Origin of the sequence: Sphingomonas sp. Leaf67 (assembly GCF_001421965.1) — a bacterium.
Lineage (GTDB): Bacteria > Pseudomonadota > Alphaproteobacteria > Sphingomonadales > Sphingomonadaceae > Sphingomonas.
The window spans coordinates 1-20,851 of record NZ_LMLP01000022.1; the positions used below are offsets into that span (position 1 = coordinate 1).

Genomic DNA, 20,851 nt, shown 5'->3' on the forward strand with positions numbered 1-20,851 from the left:
CCTCACGCCCTACGAATACATCGCCAAGATCTGGACGTCAGAGCCAGACCGGTTCATCGTCAACCCGATCCACCAGATGCCGGGACTAAACACCTAGCCACAAATACTACCGTTCGTGACGCAAAAATCATGAGTTCCATAGTAAGTGTCATAGTCTGCAAGCTCGATTACTTTCGTGATGCGTCAACCCGATGCAGGTGAGGTCCTACGTCCGGTTCGGAACAGCACTTTCCTACAGCCGCCTCATGCGGCATCGTCCGCCGCTCGCCCGTCGGTAATCCTCACCGGTTCCTTCGAACGCGTCTACGTCGGATGCTGCACGAGTGTGACCTTTGTGACCTTTGGCCTCACACCACCCCGAACGGCACCACCATATTGTCGGCATAATGCCCGACATGCGCCCGCCCAAGATACGGCACGCCCATCGCGCAGGCCCAGCGGGTGACGATCTGTTCCTCGGTTTCGCCGAAGCCGGTGTCGTCGGGATGACGATCGGTAACCGCGCCCAGCCGGATGCCGGCAATCCCCTTCAGCTGCGTCGCCTCGCTCAGCTGCCATAACAGGCGGTCGATCCGGTACAGGTCCTCGCCCACCTCCTCGACGATCACGACATGGTCGGTCAGGTCGGGCAGCCACGGCGTACCGATGAGCGCGCAGAGGATGACGAGGTTGAAGGCGACGGTTGGCCGTCCGTCGAGCTCGGGGGCCAGCATCGCCCGGTCGCCATCGATCAGCCATGCCAGCGATCGTGCCGCGCTGTTGGTGCCGCCGGCCTTGCCGACCTGCGCCGCCATCGGTCCGTGTACCGGCCGCCCGATCCGCCGGGCATAGAGTGCGCCCAGCAAAAACCCCATGTCGGAAAAACCGACATAGCTCTTCGCCGCCGCCGCGCGGTTCAGCTGCGGCATCACCATGTCGAGGATGCGGTTCGAACCATAGCCACCGCGCGCGAACCAGATCGCATCGAACGCGGGATCATTGGCGAATTCGAGGAAGGCTGCGGCGCGCTGTTCGTCGGTGCCGGCGAAATGGCCGGCGTCGAGGAAGCATTGCGGATGCACGACCAGATCGACGGAAGGGTAGGTGAGCGCGGCATAGCCCTGTGTGCGGGCCATCTGTTCCTCGTCCACCCGCCGCGCCGGTGCCACCACGCCGATCCGCATCCCGCAACCCCGCTTGCCACTGAAGGTCAAGGTCGATAGCCCCGCGCGATGCTGTACGGCAAATCCTTCTTCCTCGTCGGGATCGGCGGTTCGGGCATGTTGCCGCTCGCCATGATCCTTGCCGGGCGCGGCGCGACCGTGGCCGGATCGGACCGCTCGCTTGATCAGGCGAGCCTGCCCGCCAAGTTCGACGCGCTGCGCGCCGCCGGCATCGCGCTCTACCGCCAGGACGGCAGCGGTGTCGTGTCGGCCGATCAGATCGTCGTCGCGTCGGCCGCGATCGAGCCGACCGTCGCCGATATCGTCGCAGCGGACGCGGTCGGCGCGCAGCGGATGGGCCGCGCCGAACTGCTTGCCGACCTGTTCAATGCGGCACCGCTGTCGATCGGGGTCGCGGGGACCAGCGGCAAGTCGACCGTCACCGGCATGATCGGCTATCTGCTCCACACGCTCGGCCGCGATCCGACGGTCATGAACGGCGCGGTGATGAAGGATTTCGTGCGCTCCGACCGCCCCTTCGCCAGCGCGCTGGTCGGGCAGGGCGATGCGTTCGTCAGCGAGATCGACGAGAGCGACGGATCGATCGCCTTCTACCGGCCGCAGGTCGCGGTGCTGAACAATGTCAGCCTCGACCACAAGACGCTGGAGGAACTGCGCGCGCTGTTCGGCGGGTTTGCCGACCGCGCGGGCCATGTCGTCGTCAATGTCGGCGATGGCGAAGCGGCGGCGCTGGCGGTGGCGGTTCCGGCGAGCAAGCGCACGACCTTTTCGGTCGAGGGCGATGCCGATCTGGTCGCGCGCGCGCTGGTGCTCGAACCCTTTGCCAGCCGGTTCGAGCTGGTGGCGGACGGGATGGTCCATGCCGTCCGCCTCGCGGTGCCGGGGCGGCACAATATCGCCAACGCGTTGGCCGCGATCGGCGCGGTCGTCGCCGCCGGGGTGCCGATCGCCGATGCGGTCGCGGCGATTGCCGGTTTCTCGGGGCTCAAGCGGCGGTTCGAACTGGTCGGGACGGCGCGCGGGGTCGGCGTGATCGACGATTTCGGGCACAATCCCGACAAGATCGCCGCGACCATCGCGACGCTGCGCACCCAGCCGGGACGGTTGCTGCTGCTGTTCCAGCCGCATGGCTATGGTCCGCTCAAGGTCATGCGCCGCGAGCTGGTGACGATGTTCGCCGGCGCGCTGACTCCCGACGACCTGCTGGTGCTGCCCGATCCGGTCTATCGCGGCGGCACGGTCACGCGCGAGGTCACCAGCGGCGACATCGTCAACGACCTTACGATACAAGGCGCGCCCGCCCGCCACATCCCCGACCGTGCGGCGGCGGCGGCGCATCTGGTGGCGCAGGCACGCGAAGGCGACCGGATCGTGGTGATGGGCGCGCGCGACGACACGCTGTCCGAACTAGCGGCGCAGATTGTCGCGATGCTGGATTAGCGGCGTTCCGGCACCCGGGATCAAGTCGAGACTTCTGCGAAAGTCCGTGGACCGTATCCCGGCCTTCGCCGGGGTACGGCTCGGCTTGGCTCCGTTCGGTACTTTCCCAGAGTTCTCGATTTAGTCCGGGGTGACGAGGGGAACGTGGTCCGGGACTGGCACATCGCGACCGTCCCCCTGCTTGACATTCCCCCCGCCCTCGGCGAGCGCTGTGAATATCATAAGCAAATAGTCGAATTAGTCCGACTAAGGGGAGCGCCGCTTTGGCTGACAAACAGGCGGGATCCGCCACCACCGGGCTGGCATTCGCCGCCGTCACCACCCTGTTTTTCGCCTGGGGCTTCATCACCTCGCTGATCGATCCGCTGGTCGCGGCGGTGAAGGGTATCTTTACGCTGACCGATTTCGAGGCGCAGCTGGCGGCATCGGCCTTTTTCCTCGCCTATGGCCTCATCTCGATGCCCGCCGCGATCCTGCTCGGCCGGTTGAAGGCGGTTCCCTCGATCCTGTTCGCGCTGGTGACGATGGTCGTCGGCTGCCTGACGATGCTGGTCGCGGCGAACCTCGCCGTATTCCCGCTGGTCCTGCTCGGCCTGTTCATTCTCGCCGCCGGCATCACCGTGTTGCAGGTCGCGGCCAACCCGCTGGCCGCCGCGCTGGGCGACCCGAAGCTCAGCCATTTCCGCCTGACGCTCAGCCAGACGTTCAATTCGTTCGGCACGTTCCTCGGGCCGCTGCTCGGGGCCAGCCTGTTCCTCGACGGGGTCGAGGTGAAGGACGGCACGGTGTTGACGCAAGCGGTGCGCGCCGGCGCGTTGGCTGGGATCGACCGCGCCTATTTCTGGATCGCCGGACTGATCGCGGCGCTGGCGGTGTTCTTCTTCCTCAGCCGCAAGGTCGTGTCGGCCGCCGTGCCCGAAACCCCGGCCGATACGCCGTCGCCCGCCGCGCTGCTGCGCGATGCGTTTTCGTCGCGCTGGGCACTGCTGGGGGCAAGCGCGATCTTCCTGTATGTCGGTGCCGAAGTCGCGATCGGTACGCAGATGGCGCTCTTCCTGAACGCCGACACTGTATGGGGCGCGTCGAACGCGCCGTTCGGCGTGCCGCTGCTGGGCTTTGCGATGGGCAGCGACGGGGTGCCCGGCGTGTCGTTGCAGGAAGCGGGCAAGGCCGTCGCCTTCTACTGGGGTGGCGCGATGGTCGGTCGCGCGATCGGATCGGTGCTGCTGTCGAAGGTGAAGGCGTGGAAGCTGATGGCGCTGTTCACCGCCATTGCCGTCGGCATGTGCTGCTATGTCGCGGCGGTCGGCGGGGTGACCGCCGGGTTCGTCGCGCTGTCGATGGGCCTGTTCAACTCGATCATGTTCCCGGTCATCTTCACCCTGACCCTCGAACGCTCGACCGCCAGCGAAGCAGCGACATCGGGGCTGTTGTGCACCGCGATCTTCGGCGGGGCGGTGATCCCGCCGGTCGTCGGTCTGGTGTCGGGCGCGGTCGGCCATGGTCCGGCGTTCCTCGTGCCCGCGCTGTGCTATGCCGCGCTGTGCGGCTTCGCCATCGCCGCCGGCCGCACCGCGACGCGCAATATCGCTTCGGCGAAGAGCCTGCACTGATCGGCGCAGCGGCGGCTTGGTATCGGGCCGTCGCTTCGACTAGGCTCGCTGGACAGAACCGAACGGGAGAGACCAGATGACCGTCGTCCAAGCCACGCTGATCCTGTCCGCGCTCGTGCTGCCGGCATCGTTGTCGGCACAGGCGCGCTACGAAGGGGCCGGCGCGACGCAGGAACTCGACTGCGACGGCGGCACCGCGACCATCCAGGGGGCCGGCAACACCATCCGCGTGACCGGGCGCTGCTCGGCGCTGGTGATCGAGGGGGCGAGCAACCGCGTGCAGGCCGATCTGGCACCCAAGGGCAGCATCCGCATATCCGGCGCGAGCAACACGGTAACCTACCGCACCGCCGATGGCAGCAAGGCGCGGATCAACGTCGCCGGGGCCGGCAACCGGGTGTCGGTCGCGAAGTAAGCGGCGCTATGAAGCAGTTTCAAAACGCGCGTTCTTCGGGCCGGCACCGCACGGTAATGCGCCCTTCGACGCGTTTCCGAACGGACGCTTACGCCGCGACGCGGGCCTGCAACGCGTTCTGCGCCAGCGCGATCGATCCCAGCGGCCCTGCCTGATCGCCGAGCGCCGGTGCGACGACATAGTCGCGTTCCGGCAGCGGCAGATACCCGTTGATGCTGGCCCGCAGCGCCGGTTCGATCCGCGCCAGCAGATGCGGCTGCTTGTTCATCACGCCGCCACCGATCGCGATCCGCCTCGGGCCGGTGGTGCACACCATCGCATGGCACATCGCCACGATCGACGCGGCGGCGCGGTCCCACACCGGATGGTCGGCCGACAGCGTCGACACATGGACATCGCCCAGCGCGGCCTTGATCCCCGTTCCCGACGCCAGCCCCTCGACGCAATCGTCATGAAACGGGCAGCCGCTGGGCAGGGTGTCGCCGGGCAGGCGTGGCGTGCGCAGATGGCCGATCTCGGCATGGCCGATGCCGCGCGTCGGCCGGCCATTGACCAGCAGCCCCACGCCGACGCCGGTGCCGATCGTCACATAGGCGAAGTCGTCCAGCCCCTGCGCACAGCCCCATCGCGTTTCGGCAAAGGCCGCGCCGTTGACGTCGGTATCGAACGCGCTGGGCACGTCGAACATCGCCGACAGCGTGCCGGCGACGTCGGTCATCGGCCAGTCGGGCTTGGTCGTGGCAAGGATATGGCCCCAGGTGGCCGAGGCGGGGTCGAGATCGACCGGGCCGAAGCTGGCAATGCCCAAGGCGGCAAAGCCGGTCGTGTCCCACCAGCGCTGCAACACGGCGGCAATGGCTGGCAGGGTGGTATCGGGATGTTCGGTCGGGACCGTTTCCTGCGCCAATATCCGATCCGGCCCGTATGCCAGCGTGCAGACGCATTTCGTGCCGCCCAGTTCGATCCCGGCGAAGGGCAAATCGCCCCGATCGCGCACCGCCAGTGAATCGATAATCATGTTCATCCCCGAAAACCCTGTCACAGGTAAACCCCGGCGTAACGTTGCAGGGATTCGGACGAAAGCGCAAATGAGAAAATCGGTTTGTTTAAGGTAATGGGGCAGGCCGTACCGTTACATCGTGGCACGCCGGATTTCGTATAAAGTCCGCCGCCCGCTAACCGGGCGTCAAGGTCCGCCATGCCAAAACCGGGTCGAGAACGGAGTCGGCGATGCGGATCGATACGGTACAGGCGAAGATGGGCGGCACGGTCGATGCCGGTGCCGGCGGACGGTTCGAACTCGCCTTCGCGGCGCAGTTCAAGGGCAATGCCGCGCAACCGGCGTCGATCGTGCCCCCGCCCGATATCCGTAATCTGACGCCGCGCGAAATGGCCGAGTACGGCTTCCGCCTGTTCGGTGACGGCGTGATCGACATTCACACGCTCCACCGGTTTCGGCGCGAACTGATCGCGACCGACGGTACGCCCGCCGCCGATACCAAGATGGATTTTGTCGACCAGGCCCGCCGGCGGCTGGCGAATCTCGATGCGGTGTTCGAACCGAAATCCTCGACATCCTACCGCTCGCTGCGTCGGCTCCTCGATTTCGCGAAGCCGTAAGGGCGGCGACTACCCGACCTCGTCCGCCTTCCACAGCGCCGTCGCGCTCGGCAACAGGAAATGGCTGAACGGCAGGATGGCCGCACCAACCGCCGGCGCATCCTCGGCCAGCATCGCCCGGCGTACCGGGGCCAGTGCGGGGACGTTCGTCGCATCGACCCGCAACCGTTCGTTCAGCCGCTCGGCCAGCGTTTCGACATGCTGCCCCGGCAGCCGCCCGCCGACGAAGATCGCCGCCGGATTGATCAGGCAGTTGATCGCGATCAGCGGCTCGACCAGCCGGTCGACCGACGCATCGATCCAGTCATCCACCACCGCCAGCAACGTGGCATCGTCGCCGCGCTCGCCCCGGATGTCGCCCAGCGTGAAGCCCGCCCGCCGCAACGGATGCAACAGGCCCGACAGCGACACGCTATGCTGGATCTGGGTGCGCCCGCCCTTGCCGTCGCTCCCCATCAAAAAGCCGAGTTCGCCCGATCGCCCCTTGGCACCACGGAAATAGCTGCCATCGATCACCAGCCCGCCGCCGAGTGCCGCCGAGATCAGGACGTAGAAGAAGCTTGCCTGATGCTGGCCATGGCCCAGCTGCAACTCGCCCATCGCCGCCGCCGCCGCATCGTTTTCGACGAACACCGGCAAGTCGATCGGCGTGGCGAACAACGCGGCCATGTCGACGCTTTCCCATTCGGCATAGCTTGCCGGGCGGCCGGGCAGGTCGACGGTGCCGAGATCGTCGGGCCGCGCAACGCCGATGCCGACGATCCGATTGGCGTCGACCCCGGCTTCGGCGATCAACCCCTCCACCGCCGAGCGATAGAAACCGGCAACCTCGTCTGGCAGCGCGAAATCGACGTCGCGGGTGGCGCGCGCCAGCGTCTGTCCGGTAAAGTCGACCAGCACGATCGTCACATGATCGCGGTCGATGTTGATGCCGATCGCGTAGCAGGCGGCGGGATTGACCACCAGCTTGGTCGGCGGCTGCCCGCGCCCGCCGCGTCGCTGCCCCGCTTCGAGGATCAATCCTTCGCTCAGCAGCCGGCGGGTGATGTTGGCGATCGCGGGCGGGGTCAGCCCGGTGATGTTGGCCAGGTCGATCCGCGTCAGCGACCCCGACACCCGGATCGCATGCAGCGTGACCCGCTGGTTATGATCGGCGGCACGTTCGAGGTTGGTCCCCGACAGTCGAATCGGCGTACGATCGATCACGTCCGGACGTCCCGGGCGGCTACGGGGAATGGCAAACTTCGTCTCCCGGTCACGGCATCGCCGTTCGTTGTTTTGTGACAGCGTGGACCAGTGGACAGACCAGTTCAATTGTAAACCGTATTGTCGAAACGCCGGTCCGACGATTGACAACGTTGTCGGAATTGGCGAACGGGGCGGCAAAGGGATGCGCGCGGCCAGATCGCGGGCAAAGGGAGAGCGACGCGATGAAACCGGTTCCTCAATTTTTGTTGTGCACGATGCTCGCCGGGTTCGGCGGGGTGTTGCCTGCCGCCGCGCAGACTGTGCCGGCACCGGCCCCCGCCGCGACCGTGCATCCCGACATCTGGCCGCGCGCCAACTGGCCGTACAAGGTCGATCCGGCGCTGGAAAAGCGCATCGCCGACCTGCTGAAGAAGATGACGCTCGAGGAAAAGGTCGGACAGGTCGTGCAGGGCGATATCGCCAGCCTGACGCCCGTCGACGTGAAGCGGTATCATCTCGGCTCGGTGCTGAACGGCGGCAACTCCGCGCCGAACAACGACGAATTCGCGCCTGCCTCCGAATGGCTGAAGCTCGCCGACCGTTTTTACGAAGCCTCAGTCGACAAGAGCGACGGCGGCGTCGGCATTCCCGTCATCTGGGGCACCGATGCGGTGCATGGCCACAGCAATATCGTCGGCGCGACGCTGTTCCCGCACAATGTCGGTCTGGGCGCGATGCACGACCCGGCGCTGATGCGGAAGATCGCGCAGGCGACGGCGGCCGAAATCCGCGCGACCGGCATCGAATGGACCTTCGCACCGACGATCACCGTGCCGCAGGACCTGCGCTGGGGCCGCGCCTACGAAGGCTATTCGTCCGATCCGAAGCTGGTCGCCAGCTACGTCACGCAGTTCATCGAGGGGCTGCAGGGCGCACCGGGGTCGACCGACCAGCTCAAGGGACCGTACGTCCTCGCCTCGACCAAGCATTTCCTTGCCGATGGCGGTACCTTTGGCGGGCAGGATCAGGGCGATGCCAGGATTCCCGAAACCACGCTGCGCGACATTCATGGCACGCCCTATGTCTCGGCGATCAACGCGGGCGTGCAGACGGTCATGGCCAGCTTCAGCAGCTGGAACGGCGAAAAGATCACCGGGCACAAGGGCCTGATGACCGATGTCCTCAAGAAGCGCATGGGTTTCGGCGGCTTCATCGTCAGCGACTGGAACGCACACGGTCAGGTCGCGGGCTGCACCAACGCGTCGTGCCCGCGCGCGATCAATGCCGGGCTCGACATGTATATGGCGCCCGACAGCTGGAAGCCGATCTGGGAAAACCTCGTCAAGCAGGTCAAGTCGGGCGAAGTGCCGATGGCGCGCCTCGACGACGCGGTATCGAACATCCTGCGCGTGAAGCTGCGCGCCGGCCTGTTCGATGCGGGCAAGCCGTCGTCGCGGCCGTTGTCGGGCAAGTTCGAGCTGCTCGGCAGTCCCGAACACCGTGCGGTCGCGCGCGAGGCAGTGGCGAAGTCGCTGGTTCTGCTCAAGAACAATGGTTCGCTGCTGCCGATCAAGGCGGGCGCGCGGGTGCTGGTCGCCGGTGACGGGGCGAACGACGTCGCGCGTCAGTCGGGCGGCTGGACGCTGACATGGCAGGGGACGGGGATCGATCCGAAATATTTCCCCGGTGCGACCACGATCTGGCAGGGGATCGATACGGCGGTAAAGGCGGCCGGTGGCTCGGCGACGCTGTCGGCCGATGGCAGCTTTTCGGGCAAGAAGCCCGATGCGGCGATCGTCGTGTTCGGCGAAACGCCCTATGCAGAGTTCCAGGGCGACATCAAGACGCTCCAGCTGCGCCCCGAACTGCGTGGCCCCATCGAGACAATGAAGAAGCTGAAGGCGCAGGGGATTCCCGTCGTCGCGCTGATGCTGACCGGCCGTCCGCTGTTCGTGAACGCCGCGATCAACGCCGCCGACGCCTTCGTCGTCGGCTGGCTGCCGGGATCGGAGGGCGCGGGCGTCGCCGACGTGCTGCTGCGCGGACAGGACGGCAAGGCGAAGCGCGATTTCTCGGGCACGCTGTCCTTCCCATGGCCCGCGACCGGCGATGCGACCGGGCCGACCCAGTTCCCGATCGGCTATGGCCTGACCGCCGCCAGCAAGACGGTGGTGCCAGCCTTCTCCGAAGACCCCAAGGTCGCCGAAGCCGATGCCGGTGACGTGTTCATGGACAAGGGGCTGCCCGCGACCGCATGGTCGCTGGAGGTCGGCGGTGCCGGCACCGGCGGCAACACCCGCATCACCACCGTGCCCGCGCAGTCGGGCGCGGGCCGGGTCAAGGTTACCGCGACCGACCACGGCGTACAGGAAGGCGCGCGCCGCTTCGAGATCGACGGCAGCGGCCCGGCACAGATCGTGCTGAGCACCCAGTCGCCGGTCGACCTGACGCGGCAGACCAATGGCGACGTGATGCTGGTATCGACGATGCGCGTCGACGCCGCCCCGACCATGGCGGTCACGCTGTCGCTGCGCAGCGGTCCCGGCGGCGGACAGGTCGCGCTCGGGCGGATGGAGAAGCTGCCGGTCGGCCAGTGGAAGACGCTGGGCGTCCCGCTCAAATGCTTCGGCGGCAATGTGAACATGGCCAAGGTCGATACGCTTTTCGCCCTGTCGACCGACGGCAAGCTGACGGTCAGCGTCGCGCGCGTGGCGCTGGGCACCACGGCCGACGTGACGGTGAGCTGCAAGTAAAATCCTCCCCGGCACGGGGAGGGGGACCATGCGCAGCATGGTGGAGGGGGGTGTCCGCATACGCAGCCGATCCGTATGCGACGCGCTCCTCTGTCACTATTTATCATTCCCGCGCAGGCGGGAATCCATTGCCGCCAAGGTTTCTTGCTGATTCGCGATGTTGGCGCATATGGACTCCCGCCTTCGCGGGAGCGACGAAAGCGGATAAAAGGGGCATGGCGATGAAGGCAATCTGGGCATCTCTACTGCTGGCCACCGCCACCCCGGCCATCGCCCAGGACGCCGCACCTGCGACCGCCCCGATCCCTCCGCGCGTCTCGGTCTCGGGCGGCATCGTCGAGGGCAAGGCCGAAGCCGACCGCGTCCTCTTTCGCGGCATTCCCTTCGCCGCCCCGCCGCTGGGTGCGAACCGCTGGCGCGAACCGCAGCCGGTGGTCGAATGGACCGGCATCCGGACCGCCACCGCGCCGTCGCCCGCCTGCCTGCAGAACGATTATGGCTGGAACCGCGCCGACCATGTCTTTGCGGCGGAGGATTGCCTGACGCTCGATGTCGGCACGCCGGGGCTGACCGGCAAGCGCCCGGTGATCGTGTGGATTCACGGCGGCAGCAACCGCGCCGGATCGGCGGGCGGCATGGCGCTGTCGGCGATCGGCAAGCGCGACGTGGTCGTCGTCGCGGTCCAGTATCGCCTCGGCATCTTCGGCTTCCTGCCGCACCGCGCGCTGGCGGCGGAAGCGAACGGGGCCAGCGGCAATTACGGGCTGATGGACCAGATCGCGGCGCTGCGCTGGGTCCGCGACAACATCGCCAAGTTCGGCGGCGATCCCGACAACGTCACCATCGCCGGTGAAAGCGCCGGATCGCAGGACGTGTCGCTGCTCCTCGCCTCGCCGCTCGCCCGCGGCCTGTTCGCGAAGGCGGCGATGGAATCGGGCACGCCCGGCTTCGGCCTGCCATGGCGTCCGCTCAAGGAAGCGTTCCGCATCGGCGATCAGCTCGACGTGCTGCTGGGCACGCGCGGGACGGCGGCGCTGCGCAGCGCCTCGCCCGCCGCGCTGCTTGCTGCCGATCTGAAACTGCACGATGCCAAGCTGACCGCCGACGATTATCTGTACCTGCGCACCACCATCGACGGCGCTGTCCTGCCCGATACGCCCGACCGGCTGTTCGTCACCGCGCCCAAGCGTCCGGTCATCATCGGCAGCAACGTCCTCGAACTCGATCTGCCAGGCGACCGTCCGGCGCGCGACGGCTTTGTCGACCTGTCGTTCGGCACCAATGCGGAGGCCGCCCGCACCTTCTACCGGCTCGACGAACCTGATTCCGTCGCCCATCCGCGCATGGGCACCCGCGATCAGCAGATCGCGACCGACGCCACCTTCCGCTGTCCGGCCGGCAACCTTGCCAACCTGCTCGCCGGGCGCAGCTGGCCGGTGTGGCGCTATGAATTCGACATGGCCGGCGATGGCGGTCCCGGCCGCACGTCGCATGCCGCGGAGATCGGCTATATTTTTGCCGACAAGCGCGTCGGACCGGTGTCGATGCAGGATTACTGGCTGGCCTTCGCCGTCACCGGCGATCCCAATGGCGACGGCCGCCCGACCTGGCCGCGCACGACCAAGGGAAAGCCCGCCAATATCCTGTTCGACGCGCGCGGTGCCACGCCGCGCGACGGCGATATGCGCCCCGAAATCTGCCGTTTGCAAGGATCGCTATGACCCACGATCGCCGTCATTTCCTGAGCCTCGCCGCCGGGGCGGCGCTCCTTCCCGCCGCCGCCTGCGCGCAGGAGGACAGCTATGAGGTCAAGCGCCAGCGCCAGTTGGCGACCGACTGGCCGTGGCTCGGCCGCTATGCCGCCGCCAATGCCGCGCTCGCCGCTTCGGGCAAGCCGACCGACATCGTGTTCATGGGCGATTCGATCACCGAAGGCTGGGCCGGCAAACGCCCCGAATTTTTCCGCGCCGGGCGAGTGGGCCGCGGGATCAGCGGGCAGACGACGCCGCAAATGGTCCTGCGAATGATGGCCGACGTGATCGCGCTGAAACCGAAGTTCGTCCACATCATGGCCGGCACCAACGACATCGCCGGCAATACCGGTCCGATGACGCCGCAGCAGACGCAGGACAATCTGGCGATGATGGTCATGCTCGCGCGGGCAGCGAAGATCGGCGTGTTGCTGGCCAGCGTGCCCCCGGCGGACGGCTTCCCGTGGCGTCCGGGCCTTGCCACCGTCGCGCCGATCCGCGCGCTCAACGCCTGGGCGAAAACCTATGCCGGGCAGGTCGGCGCGACCTTCGTCGACTATACGCCTGCACTTGCCACGCCGGGCGGCGCGATGAAGCCCGGCTTCGCCGACGACGGCGTCCACCCGACCGCCGCCGGCTATGCCGCGATGGAGACCGTGCTGACCCCGGTCCTGCGCGCGAAGCGCCTGGCCGCCTGACAAGCTGAACGAACCCGCCTCTGCCGCGACAATCCGACACAATTTTAGTACCTTCGCGACAAACGCCTGCGACACGCCGCCCCCATCTTCGGTTCAGCCCAAGGGGTTCGAACAGGAGAAAGTTCATGAAGAAGTTCGCACTGATGATCGCCGGCCTCGGCGTCGCGATGACCGCGCTGCCCGCCGCCGCCCAGCCATGGCAGTCGGTCAACCAGCGTCAGGCGCAGATCGAGCGTCGCATCGATCAGGGTATCCGGAGCGGTTCGCTCAGCCGGCGCGAGGCGGTGAACCTGCGCGGCGAATTCCGCCAGATCGCCCAGCTCGAACAGCGCTATCGCCGCTCGAACGGCCTGTCGATGCAGGAACGCCGCGACCTCGACCGCCGCTTCGACGCGCTGGCGTACAAGGTGCGGGTCGACAAGCACGACCGCAACGGCCGTCCGGGTCATCGGCGCTGACCGCCGCAAGCCGTATCCCCGCGTAGGCGGGGATCCAGGGCCAGGCAAGCCGACATAGCGTTTGACGCTCTGGACCCCCGCCTGCGCGGGGGTACGGTTGCCCGTGTCACGCCCCCGCCACGAATGCCCCGATCAACCCCGCATCCTCCCCCAGCCGCCCCGGTACGACGATCGGCGCCGTCGCCGGGGTCAGCAGGTTCGCCCGCACCCGCCCGTCCAGTTCCGCGATCAGCGCGGTGGCATTGGCCAGCCCGCCGCCGACCGGCACGATCGTTGCCGACACGGCGTGCAACAGCATCGCCAGCGGCCCGCCGACCAGGTCGCACCAGTAATCGACCGTCGCCGCCGCCCGGCGCTCGCCGGCCTTGGCACCCTCCGTAATCGCGATACTGGCAGCCTCGACGCCGTGCAGAAAGCGATGCAACCGCTCCAGCCCACGCGCGCTGCCGATCGTATCGAGGCACCCGACAAGGCCACAGCCACAGGGAAACACCGGATTGGCCCCCGGCGCGATGCGGCTTTCGTGCACCACCTGCCCATGGCCCCATTCGCCGCCGATCCCGCCCGCGCCGCTCACGATCCGGCCGCGTTCGACCAGCCCGCCGCCGACCCCGGTGCCAAGGATGATGCCGAACACCCGGTCATGCCCGATCGCGACCCCGCGCGCCGCCTCGGCCAGCACGAACGCATCGGCGTCGTTCACAACCCGCACCGGCACCCCCAGCGCACGGGCCAGTTCGTCGGCCAGCACTTGCCCGTCGATACAGCGAATATTGGCGCTGGTGACGATGCCCGATAGGGGATCGACCAGCCCGGCGGTCGCGATCGACACCCGGTCGCCCTTCGTCACCGCCAGCGCATCGGCAAACACGGTGACGAACGCCGCCCAGTCGCCGACCGGCGTCGGCACCTTGCGTCGCCAGCCGATCGCCCCCGCATCGTCGAACGCGGCGATATCGACGAACGACCCGCCGACATCGGCGCAAAGCCGCATCGTTATTCCGCGCCCAGCCAGCTCTTGCGGAATGCCCGTTGCGTGGCCGTCAGCGCCTGTCCGACCGTCTCGCCACGCACTACCTCCAGCGTCGGATCGGCCGCCGGGGTCAGCGTCGTGGTGCGTTCGGCCCCGAACCGGCGATAGCGCAGCTCGACCGGCGTGCCCGGCTTGAGCGCCGCCAGCGCGGTGTTCCACGCAGCGCCGTTGCCGATCGCTTGCCCGCCGAGCGCGACGATGACGTCGCCCTGATCCAGCCCGGCGGCGAACAGCGGCGAATTCTGCGCGGGCGGGAAGGTCAGCGTCACGCCCTCCGCCTCTTCGCTCGCTGCCGTCCGTCCGATCCAGCCACGCGCGGGCGCGGCGGGCCGCAGCACCAGCCCCGCCTGCGCCAGCAGCGGTGCGAAGTCGGGCAGGCCGCTGCCATCGATCGACCGTGCGAAGAACGCGTCGGCAAAGCCCTGGTCCCCCGTCGTCGCGGCCAGCGCCGCGCGCAGATCGGCGGGCGTGTACGGCTTCTCGCCCTTGCCATGCCGCGCCCACAGCGTCCGCATGAAATCGTCGAGGCTCTTGCCCGCGAACCGCTGCCGCAGTTCGAGGTCGAGCGCCATGCCGATGATCGCGCCATAGGGATAATAGGACACGAAGATATTGGGATCGACCGGATCGATCGAGCGCGCGGCATCGACGAACGGCGCGCGCAGGCTCATCTCCTGCGGCGATGCGTTGATCCGCGCTGCGATCCGCGCCGGATTGTTGACGATGCCGCTCAGCATCGGCCCCATCTCGCCCAGATACTCGTCGACGCTGGCAAGGCCCGCGCGCCGGATCGACAGCGGCCCGTAATAGCTGGTGAACCCCTCGGCCAGCCACAGCGACGGCGTCGGATTGGCGCGGGTGAAGTCGAACGGTTCCAGTTCGGCCGGGCGGATGCGCTCGACGTTCCAGCTATGGAAGAATTCATGCGCCAGCGTGCCGAGCTGGTCGTCCTTCGCCTCCGCCAGCGACTGCGCGTTCGTGATGATCGTCGAGTTTCGATGCTCCATGCCGTCGCCCACGATCGACGGGCGATAATCGGCGATGAAGGTATAGCGGCCGAAATCATAAGGAGCCGGCGCGCCGAAGATCGCGATCTGCTGCGCCACGACCTTCTTCGCCTTTTCGGTGAAGCGGTCCATGTCGGCGGCGCTGCCGTCATGGTGGAGCGCAAGGCGATAGGTCTTGCCGCCCGCCTGCCATTCGCGGACCATATGGTCCGACAGCTCGGTCGGACTGTCCATGAAATATTGCAGGTTCGGCGCCCAATAGGTGCCGGGCGCGTCGCTCTCCGGCAACTGCGTCGCGACCTTCCATGTGGGGTCCGGACTCTGAAAGCGGACGCGGATCGGCTGCGCGTCATAGCCGGACGCCCACAGGAAGGTGGCCGGCATGTTCAGATGCGCATGGCTCGTATCGATCTGCGCATAGGTGCCGTCGCCGTGATCGGCGAACAAGGTGTAGGCGACGACGACCGTGCCGTCATGCCCCGCGACGCTCCAGCCATAGGGATCGATGCGCGTCAGCTTCAGCGGCCGCCCGGCGCCGTCGGTCGCGGTCACGTCATAGACGTTCTTGGCGAATTCATGGATCGCATAGCGCCCCGGCGACGACCGCGACATCTGGACCCGCAAGGGGCCGGCGGGTACCCCGGTCCATGTCGCGGTGATCCGCGCGCGGTGATGCTCGACCTGCGGAAACGAAACGTCGTAGCGCACCTTCGCCGCCGTGCCGGGATCGCGCTGGCCGGGGGCAGGGGCCGGATGCACCGGCGCACTCTGCGCCAGCGCGGGCAGCGCGATTGACGAAACAAGCAAGGCAGCAAACAGCGAACGGACCATGGAGGCTCCCCGGAAAGACAGTCGCCGTCTTCTAGGCCGGGAGGGGTGGAACGGTCCACGCCTTCTTCTCCCCTCGCTGGTCGGGAAGGGCAGTGAAGCCGCCGACGTTCCGGTCGATCGTTGATCCGCCCTAGATGTCCTCGATCACCACCCGATCGAACAACACGTCCCCCGCGCGCACTCGGTCGCCGGTCGCCACCCCCGCCGCCGTCACGAACGGCGCGGGCGTCAGCATCACGATCGTCGAGCCATGTTCGAACCAGCCCATCTCCTCCCCCTGCACGACCGGCGTCGCCAGCGTCGCGACCGGATCGGCCCGTTCGCGCAGCAGCTTGACGGTATCGAGGAAGGTCAGCCGGATCGCCGCGACCAGGATCGCAGCGACCGGCACCAGCAGCACCGGCGTCCCGTCGTCCAGCCGCAGCCGCACCGTCGCGCGTTCGTTGCGACAATACAGCCGGTCGACGCGATTGAGCGCGGGCGGATTGACGTTGAAACAGTCGCCGGGAAAGTAGCGCACCCGTTCGACCACCGCATCCTGTGGCGCATGGAAGCGGTGATACATCCCCGCCGTCAGCCGCAGCGTCACGAAACTGCCGCCGATATACGCCTCTCCCTCGCCGCCGGTCAGCTCACTGATAGAATAGCGCCGCCCCTTGGCCTGAATGATGCTGTCACCGTCGATCCGGCCACTGGCGACGATGATCCCGTCCGACGGTGAAGACAATTGATGCGCCGGCGCGCGGAACGTCCGCGCCCCCGGCCGCAGCCGCCGGATGAACGCGGCGTGCAGCGACGGCCACCGCGCCTCCGCCGCATCGGACAGGTCGACATCGCAAAAGATTCGCCACACCGCGATCAGGCTGCGCGCGACCAGCGGATGTTCGACCTTGCTCAGCCAGCCCATCGCCCGCGTGGCGCTGCGTCGCGGCAGCCAGTTGGTCAGCGCGTAATTGACCGATTCGATGTCGGTCAGCTTCGCAATGGCGCGCGACAGGGCGGAATTCACGGGCGTGGGCGGGGCGGGGCGGATATCGTCCATGGCCGTCATCAATATTTCCCCATCGGGTCATATTCGCGACAGTCATGTCGCCACTCGCCATCGTGCTCGCCGCCGGTACCGCCGGTCTCGTCGCTACCAAGGGCCGCGCCCGCCTCGCGCTCAGCCGTGCCAAACACGGCTCGCTGACCGGCCATGTCCGCTGGGGACAGCGGATCGCGAGGGCGATCGCCTTCTACGACTATTACGACGCGCGCTTCTTTGCCGCCGACGACGCCCCGGCCGACATCGCCGCCCGGCGTCGCGCCGGCTTCGACCGCCTGTCCGCGCTCTACGAAACCCGATTCGCGAAAACGGTCGCCGCGACGAAGGAATTGCGCGAAGGCCTGTCCGACCTGCAATTCACCGGCCGCTACCGCGTACCGTTCCAGTTCAGCCGGCTGGTCCGCGAACGCCTCGCCACCGGAGCCTTCTACCAATCGTCGTCGGGCGTCACCGCCACCGACCTCGACGGCAATGTCTTCCACGACCTTGCCGGCTCCTACGGCGTCAACCTGTTCGGCCATGATTTCTACAAGGACTGTATTGCGGAGGGCAGCGCGCGCGTCGCCGATCTGGGGCCGGTGCTCGGCACCTATCACCCGGTCATCGCCGCCAATGTCGCCCGGCTGCGCACGATCAGCGGCATGGACGAGGTGTCGTTCCACATGTCCGGCACCGAAGCCGTCATGCAGGCGGTGCGCCTCGCGCGCTATCACACCGGCCGCCGCCGGCTGGTGCGCTTCGCCGGGGCCTATCATGGCTGGTGGGGCGATGTGCAGCCGGGCATCGGCAACCCGACCCCGGCCGACAACACGCTGACCCTGTCCGAAATGTCCGACCGGACGCTGCATGTGCTGGCGACGCGCAAGGATATCGCCTGCGTGCTGGTCAACCCGCTACAGGCGATGCACCCGAACAAGGGCGCGCCGTCGGACGGGACGCTGATCGACAGCAGCCGCTGCGCGCATCTCGACCGCGCCGCCTATCGCGACTGGCTGGTGCGCTTGCGGGAAGTTTGTACCGAAGCCGGCATCGTCCTGATCTTCGACGAAGTCTTCATGGGCTTCCGACTGGCAAAGGGCGGCATGGCCGAGGCGTTCGGCGTGCAGCCCGACATGGTCACCTATGGCAAGACGCTGGGCGGGGGTCTGCCGGTCGGCGTCGTATGCGGCCGGGCCGATCTGATGAAGCGTTTCCGTCCCGACCAGCCCGCCGACATCTGCTTCGCGCGCGGCACCTTCAACGCGCATCCCTATGTGATGGGGGCGATGGACGTGTTCCTCGAACGCCTCGATTCGCCCGAGGTGCAGGCGATGTACGCGAACGTCGACGCCCGCTGGGACGCGCGCATCGACCAGTTCAACGCCGCGATGGCGCAGGCCGACCTGCCGGTCCGCGCCACCGGCATGCAGACGGTCTGGACGATCGGCTACACCGTGCCGTCGCGCTACAACTGGATGCTGCAATATTACTGCCGTGCCGAAGGGCTGGCGCTCAGCTGGGTCGGCACCGGCCGCCTGATCTTCAGCCTGAATTACGACGATGCGGCGTTTGCCGAGGTCGTCGCGCGCTTCGTACAGGCGGCACAGGCGTGTCAGGCCGATGGCTGGTGGTGGAGCACCCCCGGCACGACCAACAAGATGTTGCGGCGGCAGGTGCTGAAGGAAACCCTGTCGCGGCGGCTGGGTCGGGGATAGGCATCCCCGACCCGTCCCGGCCTATTGGCGACGCTGCGCCATTGCCGCCTGCAACGCGTCGATGATCGCCCGGTTGGCCACCGGTCCCGACAGATCCTGCGCCAGCGTGGTAAAGCCCTCGCGGCGCAGTGCCTGTCGGATATGATTCACCGAAATATAGTCGCCGGTGGCGGCCAGTTCGATTGCCCGCGTCAACGCCGGCGTTTCGCGAGCCACGCGCTGTCGCCCGTCTGCTCAGCCGTTCCGCACCCACGGCGTTCGCACGACGGCACCGGTGATGACCTTCTTGCCGAACGCCTTGCGCATCTTGTCGGCACCTTCGCCGTTCCGCAGCACGACATGCGTGCCCCCCGAATGCAGTGTCTCGATGGCGCTGATCGATGCGTCATGCTTGCGGCACAACGCCACCACATCGGCCTGGGCGATGCTGACATTCATCGCGCGCGATGTCGTGGTCGGGGTCGAAGCGCCCCGGCGCCAATCGTCCTGCATGCAGATCCATTCATATTTCGAGCATGCGGACCAGCCGGGCCACGCGGGAAGAAGTAACCAGCCGGCGCCGGTAGCAGGGCCGTTCGGTCGATACCGGGTGAACCGAATCGTATATGGGGTGCCGGCGGCGGCAAACCAGAGGGGTTTGGGGCTTTCTGCTGTCCTGCGGTTTTTGCGTCTGTTGGATGCCAGTGGAAGCAGAAGAAACGTGCATGGGGCTCTCAGATGCCGCAAAAGGTCGGATCAACCCGCGCATCGCATCGGGAGTGAGTGGCCGATCAGTAGCATTCGGATAGAATTGGGCCCTGCATCACACATAGATATGGTTCTCATGTCGAACGACTATCCCCATTTCTACCGCATCGGTTTGATCCGGTTCCGCCGATGTGTGGTCCGACGTTTCATCAGGACGATGGCCGCCGCGACAATGAAGGTACCGGGGATCATCCACAGCCAAACGAACAGAAGCAGTTCGTCCCAACGTCCATTATGGAGAAGACGTCCGCTATGGAATAGCTCAACCCAAAGACATTCCCGGCTATAACAATACAAGCCATAACGATCAGGCCATCCCAGCTTGATCGAAAGCCACTCATATACGCCTACGGTGCCGACCCCGATCGCGATGATAATGGCCATGCAGCAAAAGAACCTTGCGGGCCCCATCGTGCGATAGACCGCTATGAAGTCGGATAACGAAGCCACCGCCCCCTCCTATCGTATTGACGGCTGCGACTATCCTGTTCGATCGCGACGGGAGCCTACCGGCTTCTACTCGACCGGCCAACACGCCGCTTTCCTACAAGTGGGTCGTTCGTCACACTGCTGGCCGTTCTTTCTCTTCGTCGATCGTTCTCGCGTAAAACGATGCGACTGGTTCGCAAAGGTGCAAACCGGCCGCGAGTGTGACTTTTGTGACCTTTGGCCGAAAAACGCTGTGTTTTCAGGCCCGGCCACGGGCAATGCCCGTCGAACGGTGCTTTTCGCGCCGCCGGCCGGGCGCGCCTGAAGGTTCGTGGATAGCTTCGCTATTCCCTTACCGGCGCGCCGCTTCTTGCAAATCGGTGTCGATCCGCGCGCCCTTCAACAGCTGCACCGGCGCCTTGCGATACAGGATGAAGTCGTTGAAGGGATCGGTCACGATCTTCGTCGCCCACACCAGCCCGGTCATCACGTCGCGCTGCACGAACAGCTGTACCACCCGGAACAACAACCCGCCGACCGCGAACGCCAGCCACAGCAGCGCCAGATGTCGCAGGAACCCGACAAAGCCGACATGCGGTTCGAACAGCCCCAAGAAGGTCGGATCGATCAGCAGCGGGATCGGCGTCGCCGCCCACAGCCCCATGAACACTACCTTGCGGAACAGGTTGTAGCCGACCTTGATCTCTTCCTTATGTTCGTGCGTCGCCTGATTCTGATGATCGTAGGTCTTGGGTTCGAAGAAGAAATGCCCCGATTGCCGCGCGGTCATCGCCACCAGCCAGCCGAGCAGGCTGGCGACCGCCGGGTCGATCCACACCACGACATAGGCGATCAGGAACGTCGTCGCGCTGACGAAATGCAGCGCCTGGTTGATGATGCTGTGATGGTAGTAGCGATGATCGTCCCACCGCTGTTCCTTCAGCGCTTCCTTGAATCCGGACATCG

General features: G+C 66.7%; 19 protein-coding genes. 9 read left to right on the plus strand and 10 right to left on the minus strand.

From position 1 onward, the window contains the following. Nucleotides 1-347 precede the first annotated feature (347 nt). Nucleotides 348-1,163, minus strand: a complete 816-nt coding sequence (locus ASE90_RS14810) for an LD-carboxypeptidase (protein WP_056002413.1) — start codon at nt 1,161-1,163, stop codon at nt 348-350. A gap of 48 nt (nt 1,164-1,211) precedes the next feature. Here ASE90_RS14810 and ASE90_RS14815 point away from each other — a divergent pair, with 48 nt between their 5' ends. The 3 genes from ASE90_RS14815 (at nt 1,212) to ASE90_RS14825 (ending at nt 4,631) form a co-directional block, all read left to right on the plus strand. Further along, nucleotides 1,212-2,603, plus strand: coding sequence for a glutamate ligase domain-containing protein (locus tag ASE90_RS14815; protein WP_056002416.1), 1,392 nt, complete (start codon nt 1,212-1,214; stop codon nt 2,601-2,603). A gap of 263 nt (nt 2,604-2,866) precedes the next feature. Beyond that, nucleotides 2,867-4,216, plus strand: a complete 1,350-nt coding sequence (locus ASE90_RS14820) for an MFS transporter (RefSeq protein ID WP_056002419.1) — start codon at nt 2,867-2,869, stop codon at nt 4,214-4,216. A 76-nt stretch (nt 4,217-4,292) separates the two neighbouring features. Continuing rightward, the gene (locus ASE90_RS14825) at nt 4,293-4,631 is read left to right on the plus strand and encodes a DUF3060 domain-containing protein (protein WP_056002422.1); all 339 of its coding nucleotides are present in this window, start codon (nt 4,293-4,295) and stop codon (nt 4,629-4,631) included. An 88-nt stretch (nt 4,632-4,719) separates the two neighbouring features. Here the strand turns inward: ASE90_RS14825 and ASE90_RS14830 are convergent, their stop codons facing one another. Then, nucleotides 4,720-5,649: an ROK family protein gene (locus ASE90_RS14830; protein WP_056003004.1), complete on the minus strand. Its 930-nt coding sequence runs from the start codon at nt 5,647-5,649 to the stop codon at nt 4,720-4,722. A 212-nt stretch (nt 5,650-5,861) separates the two neighbouring features. On the opposite strand from ASE90_RS14830, the gene ASE90_RS14835 reads away from it, so the two are divergent. Next, nucleotides 5,862-6,251: a hypothetical protein gene (locus ASE90_RS14835; RefSeq protein ID WP_056002425.1), complete on the plus strand. Its 390-nt coding sequence runs from the start codon at nt 5,862-5,864 to the stop codon at nt 6,249-6,251. A 9-nt stretch (nt 6,252-6,260) separates the two neighbouring features. Here the strand turns inward: ASE90_RS14835 and ASE90_RS14840 are convergent, their stop codons facing one another. Then, on the minus strand, nt 6,261-7,457 hold the full coding sequence (locus ASE90_RS14840) for an ROK family transcriptional regulator (RefSeq protein WP_056002429.1): 1,197 nt from the start codon (nt 7,455-7,457) through the stop codon (nt 6,261-6,263). A gap of 224 nt (nt 7,458-7,681) precedes the next feature. Here ASE90_RS14840 and ASE90_RS14845 point away from each other — a divergent pair, with 224 nt between their 5' ends. From ASE90_RS14845 to ASE90_RS14860, 4 genes are all read left to right on the plus strand, one after another. Further along, a complete protein-coding gene (locus ASE90_RS14845) occupies nt 7,682-10,192 on the plus strand; it encodes a glycoside hydrolase family 3 protein (protein WP_082449855.1) in 2,511 nt (836 codons plus the stop codon). A 221-nt stretch (nt 10,193-10,413) separates the two neighbouring features. Beyond that, nucleotides 10,414-11,913, plus strand: coding sequence for a carboxylesterase/lipase family protein (locus tag ASE90_RS14850; RefSeq protein ID WP_162235106.1), 1,500 nt, complete (start codon nt 10,414-10,416; stop codon nt 11,911-11,913). Beyond that, on the plus strand, nt 11,910-12,641 hold the full coding sequence (locus ASE90_RS14855; RefSeq protein WP_056002439.1) for a GDSL-type esterase/lipase family protein: 732 nt from the start codon (nt 11,910-11,912) through the stop codon (nt 12,639-12,641). Before ASE90_RS14850 ends, ASE90_RS14855 begins: the two co-directional genes overlap by 4 nt. Before the next feature lie 125 nt (nt 12,642-12,766). Beyond that, complete coding sequence (locus ASE90_RS14860; RefSeq protein ID WP_056002442.1) at nt 12,767-13,099, plus strand: hypothetical protein; 333 nt, start codon at nt 12,767-12,769, stop codon at nt 13,097-13,099. 106 nt (nt 13,100-13,205) lie between these two features. Here ASE90_RS14860 and ASE90_RS14865 read toward each other — a convergent pair whose 3' ends face one another. The 3 genes from ASE90_RS14865 to asd form a co-directional block, all read right to left on the minus strand. Then, nucleotides 13,206-14,093 carry an ROK family protein gene (locus tag ASE90_RS14865; protein ID WP_056002445.1) on the minus strand — a complete coding sequence of 296 codons (888 nt, stop codon included), beginning with the start codon at nt 14,091-14,093 and terminating at the stop codon, nt 13,206-13,208. 2 nt (nt 14,094-14,095) lie between these two features. Then, nucleotides 14,096-15,970, minus strand: coding sequence for a M61 family metallopeptidase (locus ASE90_RS14870; protein WP_056002448.1), 1,875 nt, complete (start codon nt 15,968-15,970; stop codon nt 14,096-14,098). Between the two features lie 130 nt (nt 15,971-16,100). Further along, on the minus strand, nt 16,101-17,021 hold the full coding sequence (asd, locus tag ASE90_RS14875) for an archaetidylserine decarboxylase (protein WP_235531849.1): 921 nt from the start codon (nt 17,019-17,021) through the stop codon (nt 16,101-16,103). A 35-nt stretch (nt 17,022-17,056) separates the two neighbouring features. Between asd and ASE90_RS14880 the strand changes: the two genes are divergently transcribed. After that, nucleotides 17,057-18,709, plus strand: coding sequence for an aminotransferase class III-fold pyridoxal phosphate-dependent enzyme (locus tag ASE90_RS14880; protein WP_056002451.1), 1,653 nt, complete (start codon nt 17,057-17,059; stop codon nt 18,707-18,709). A gap of 21 nt (nt 18,710-18,730) precedes the next feature. Here the strand turns inward: ASE90_RS14880 and ASE90_RS14885 are convergent, their stop codons facing one another. From ASE90_RS14885 to ASE90_RS14900, 4 genes are all read right to left on the minus strand, one after another. Continuing rightward, nucleotides 18,731-18,925, minus strand: a complete 195-nt coding sequence (locus ASE90_RS14885; protein ID WP_056002454.1) for a hypothetical protein — start codon at nt 18,923-18,925, stop codon at nt 18,731-18,733. 18 nt (nt 18,926-18,943) lie between these two features. Continuing rightward, nucleotides 18,944-19,147 carry a hypothetical protein gene (locus tag ASE90_RS14890; protein ID WP_235512057.1) on the minus strand — a complete coding sequence of 68 codons (204 nt, stop codon included), beginning with the start codon at nt 19,145-19,147 and terminating at the stop codon, nt 18,944-18,946. A gap of 408 nt (nt 19,148-19,555) precedes the next feature. Further along, entirely contained in the window at nt 19,556-19,840 is a 285-nt protein-coding gene (locus ASE90_RS14895) for a hypothetical protein (RefSeq protein WP_056002460.1), read from the minus strand. A 397-nt stretch (nt 19,841-20,237) separates the two neighbouring features. After that, nucleotides 20,238-20,849, minus strand: coding sequence for a hypothetical protein (locus tag ASE90_RS14900; protein WP_056002462.1), 612 nt, complete (start codon nt 20,847-20,849; stop codon nt 20,238-20,240). Between the last annotated feature and the right edge of the window lie 2 nt (nt 20,850-20,851).

Coding starts and splice junctions, on each gene's coding strand:
- ASE90_RS14810 (WP_056002413.1), bottom strand. CDS start 1,163: ATGCGGATCGGCGTGGTGGCACCGGCGCGGCGGGTGGACGAGGAACAG.
- ASE90_RS14815 (WP_056002416.1), top strand. CDS start 1,212: ATGCTGTACGGCAAATCCTTCTTCCTCGTCGGGATCGGCGGTTCGGGC.
- ASE90_RS14825 (WP_056002422.1), top strand. CDS start 4,293: ATGACCGTCGTCCAAGCCACGCTGATCCTGTCCGCGCTCGTGCTGCCG.
- ASE90_RS14830 (WP_056003004.1), bottom strand. CDS start 5,649: ATGATTATCGATTCACTGGCGGTGCGCGATCGGGGCGATTTGCCCTTC.
- ASE90_RS14835 (WP_056002425.1), top strand. CDS start 5,862: ATGCGGATCGATACGGTACAGGCGAAGATGGGCGGCACGGTCGATGCC.
- ASE90_RS14845 (WP_082449855.1), top strand. CDS start 7,682: ATGAAACCGGTTCCTCAATTTTTGTTGTGCACGATGCTCGCCGGGTTC.
- ASE90_RS14850 (WP_162235106.1), top strand. CDS start 10,414: ATGAAGGCAATCTGGGCATCTCTACTGCTGGCCACCGCCACCCCGGCC.
- ASE90_RS14855 (WP_056002439.1), top strand. CDS start 11,910: ATGACCCACGATCGCCGTCATTTCCTGAGCCTCGCCGCCGGGGCGGCG.
- ASE90_RS14860 (WP_056002442.1), top strand. CDS start 12,767: ATGAAGAAGTTCGCACTGATGATCGCCGGCCTCGGCGTCGCGATGACC.
- ASE90_RS14865 (WP_056002445.1), bottom strand. CDS start 14,093: ATGCGGCTTTGCGCCGATGTCGGCGGGTCGTTCGTCGATATCGCCGCG.
- ASE90_RS14870 (WP_056002448.1), bottom strand. CDS start 15,970: ATGGTCCGTTCGCTGTTTGCTGCCTTGCTTGTTTCGTCAATCGCGCTG.
- asd (WP_235531849.1), bottom strand. CDS start 17,021: ATGACGGCCATGGACGATATCCGCCCCGCCCCGCCCACGCCCGTGAAT.
- ASE90_RS14880 (WP_056002451.1), top strand. CDS start 17,057: ATGTCGCCACTCGCCATCGTGCTCGCCGCCGGTACCGCCGGTCTCGTC.
- ASE90_RS14890 (WP_235512057.1), bottom strand. CDS start 19,147: ATGAATGTCAGCATCGCCCAGGCCGATGTGGTGGCGTTGTGCCGCAAG.
- ASE90_RS14895 (WP_056002460.1), bottom strand. CDS start 19,840: ATGGCCATTATCATCGCGATCGGGGTCGGCACCGTAGGCGTATATGAG.
- ASE90_RS14900 (WP_056002462.1), bottom strand. CDS start 20,849: ATGTCCGGATTCAAGGAAGCGCTGAAGGAACAGCGGTGGGACGATCAT.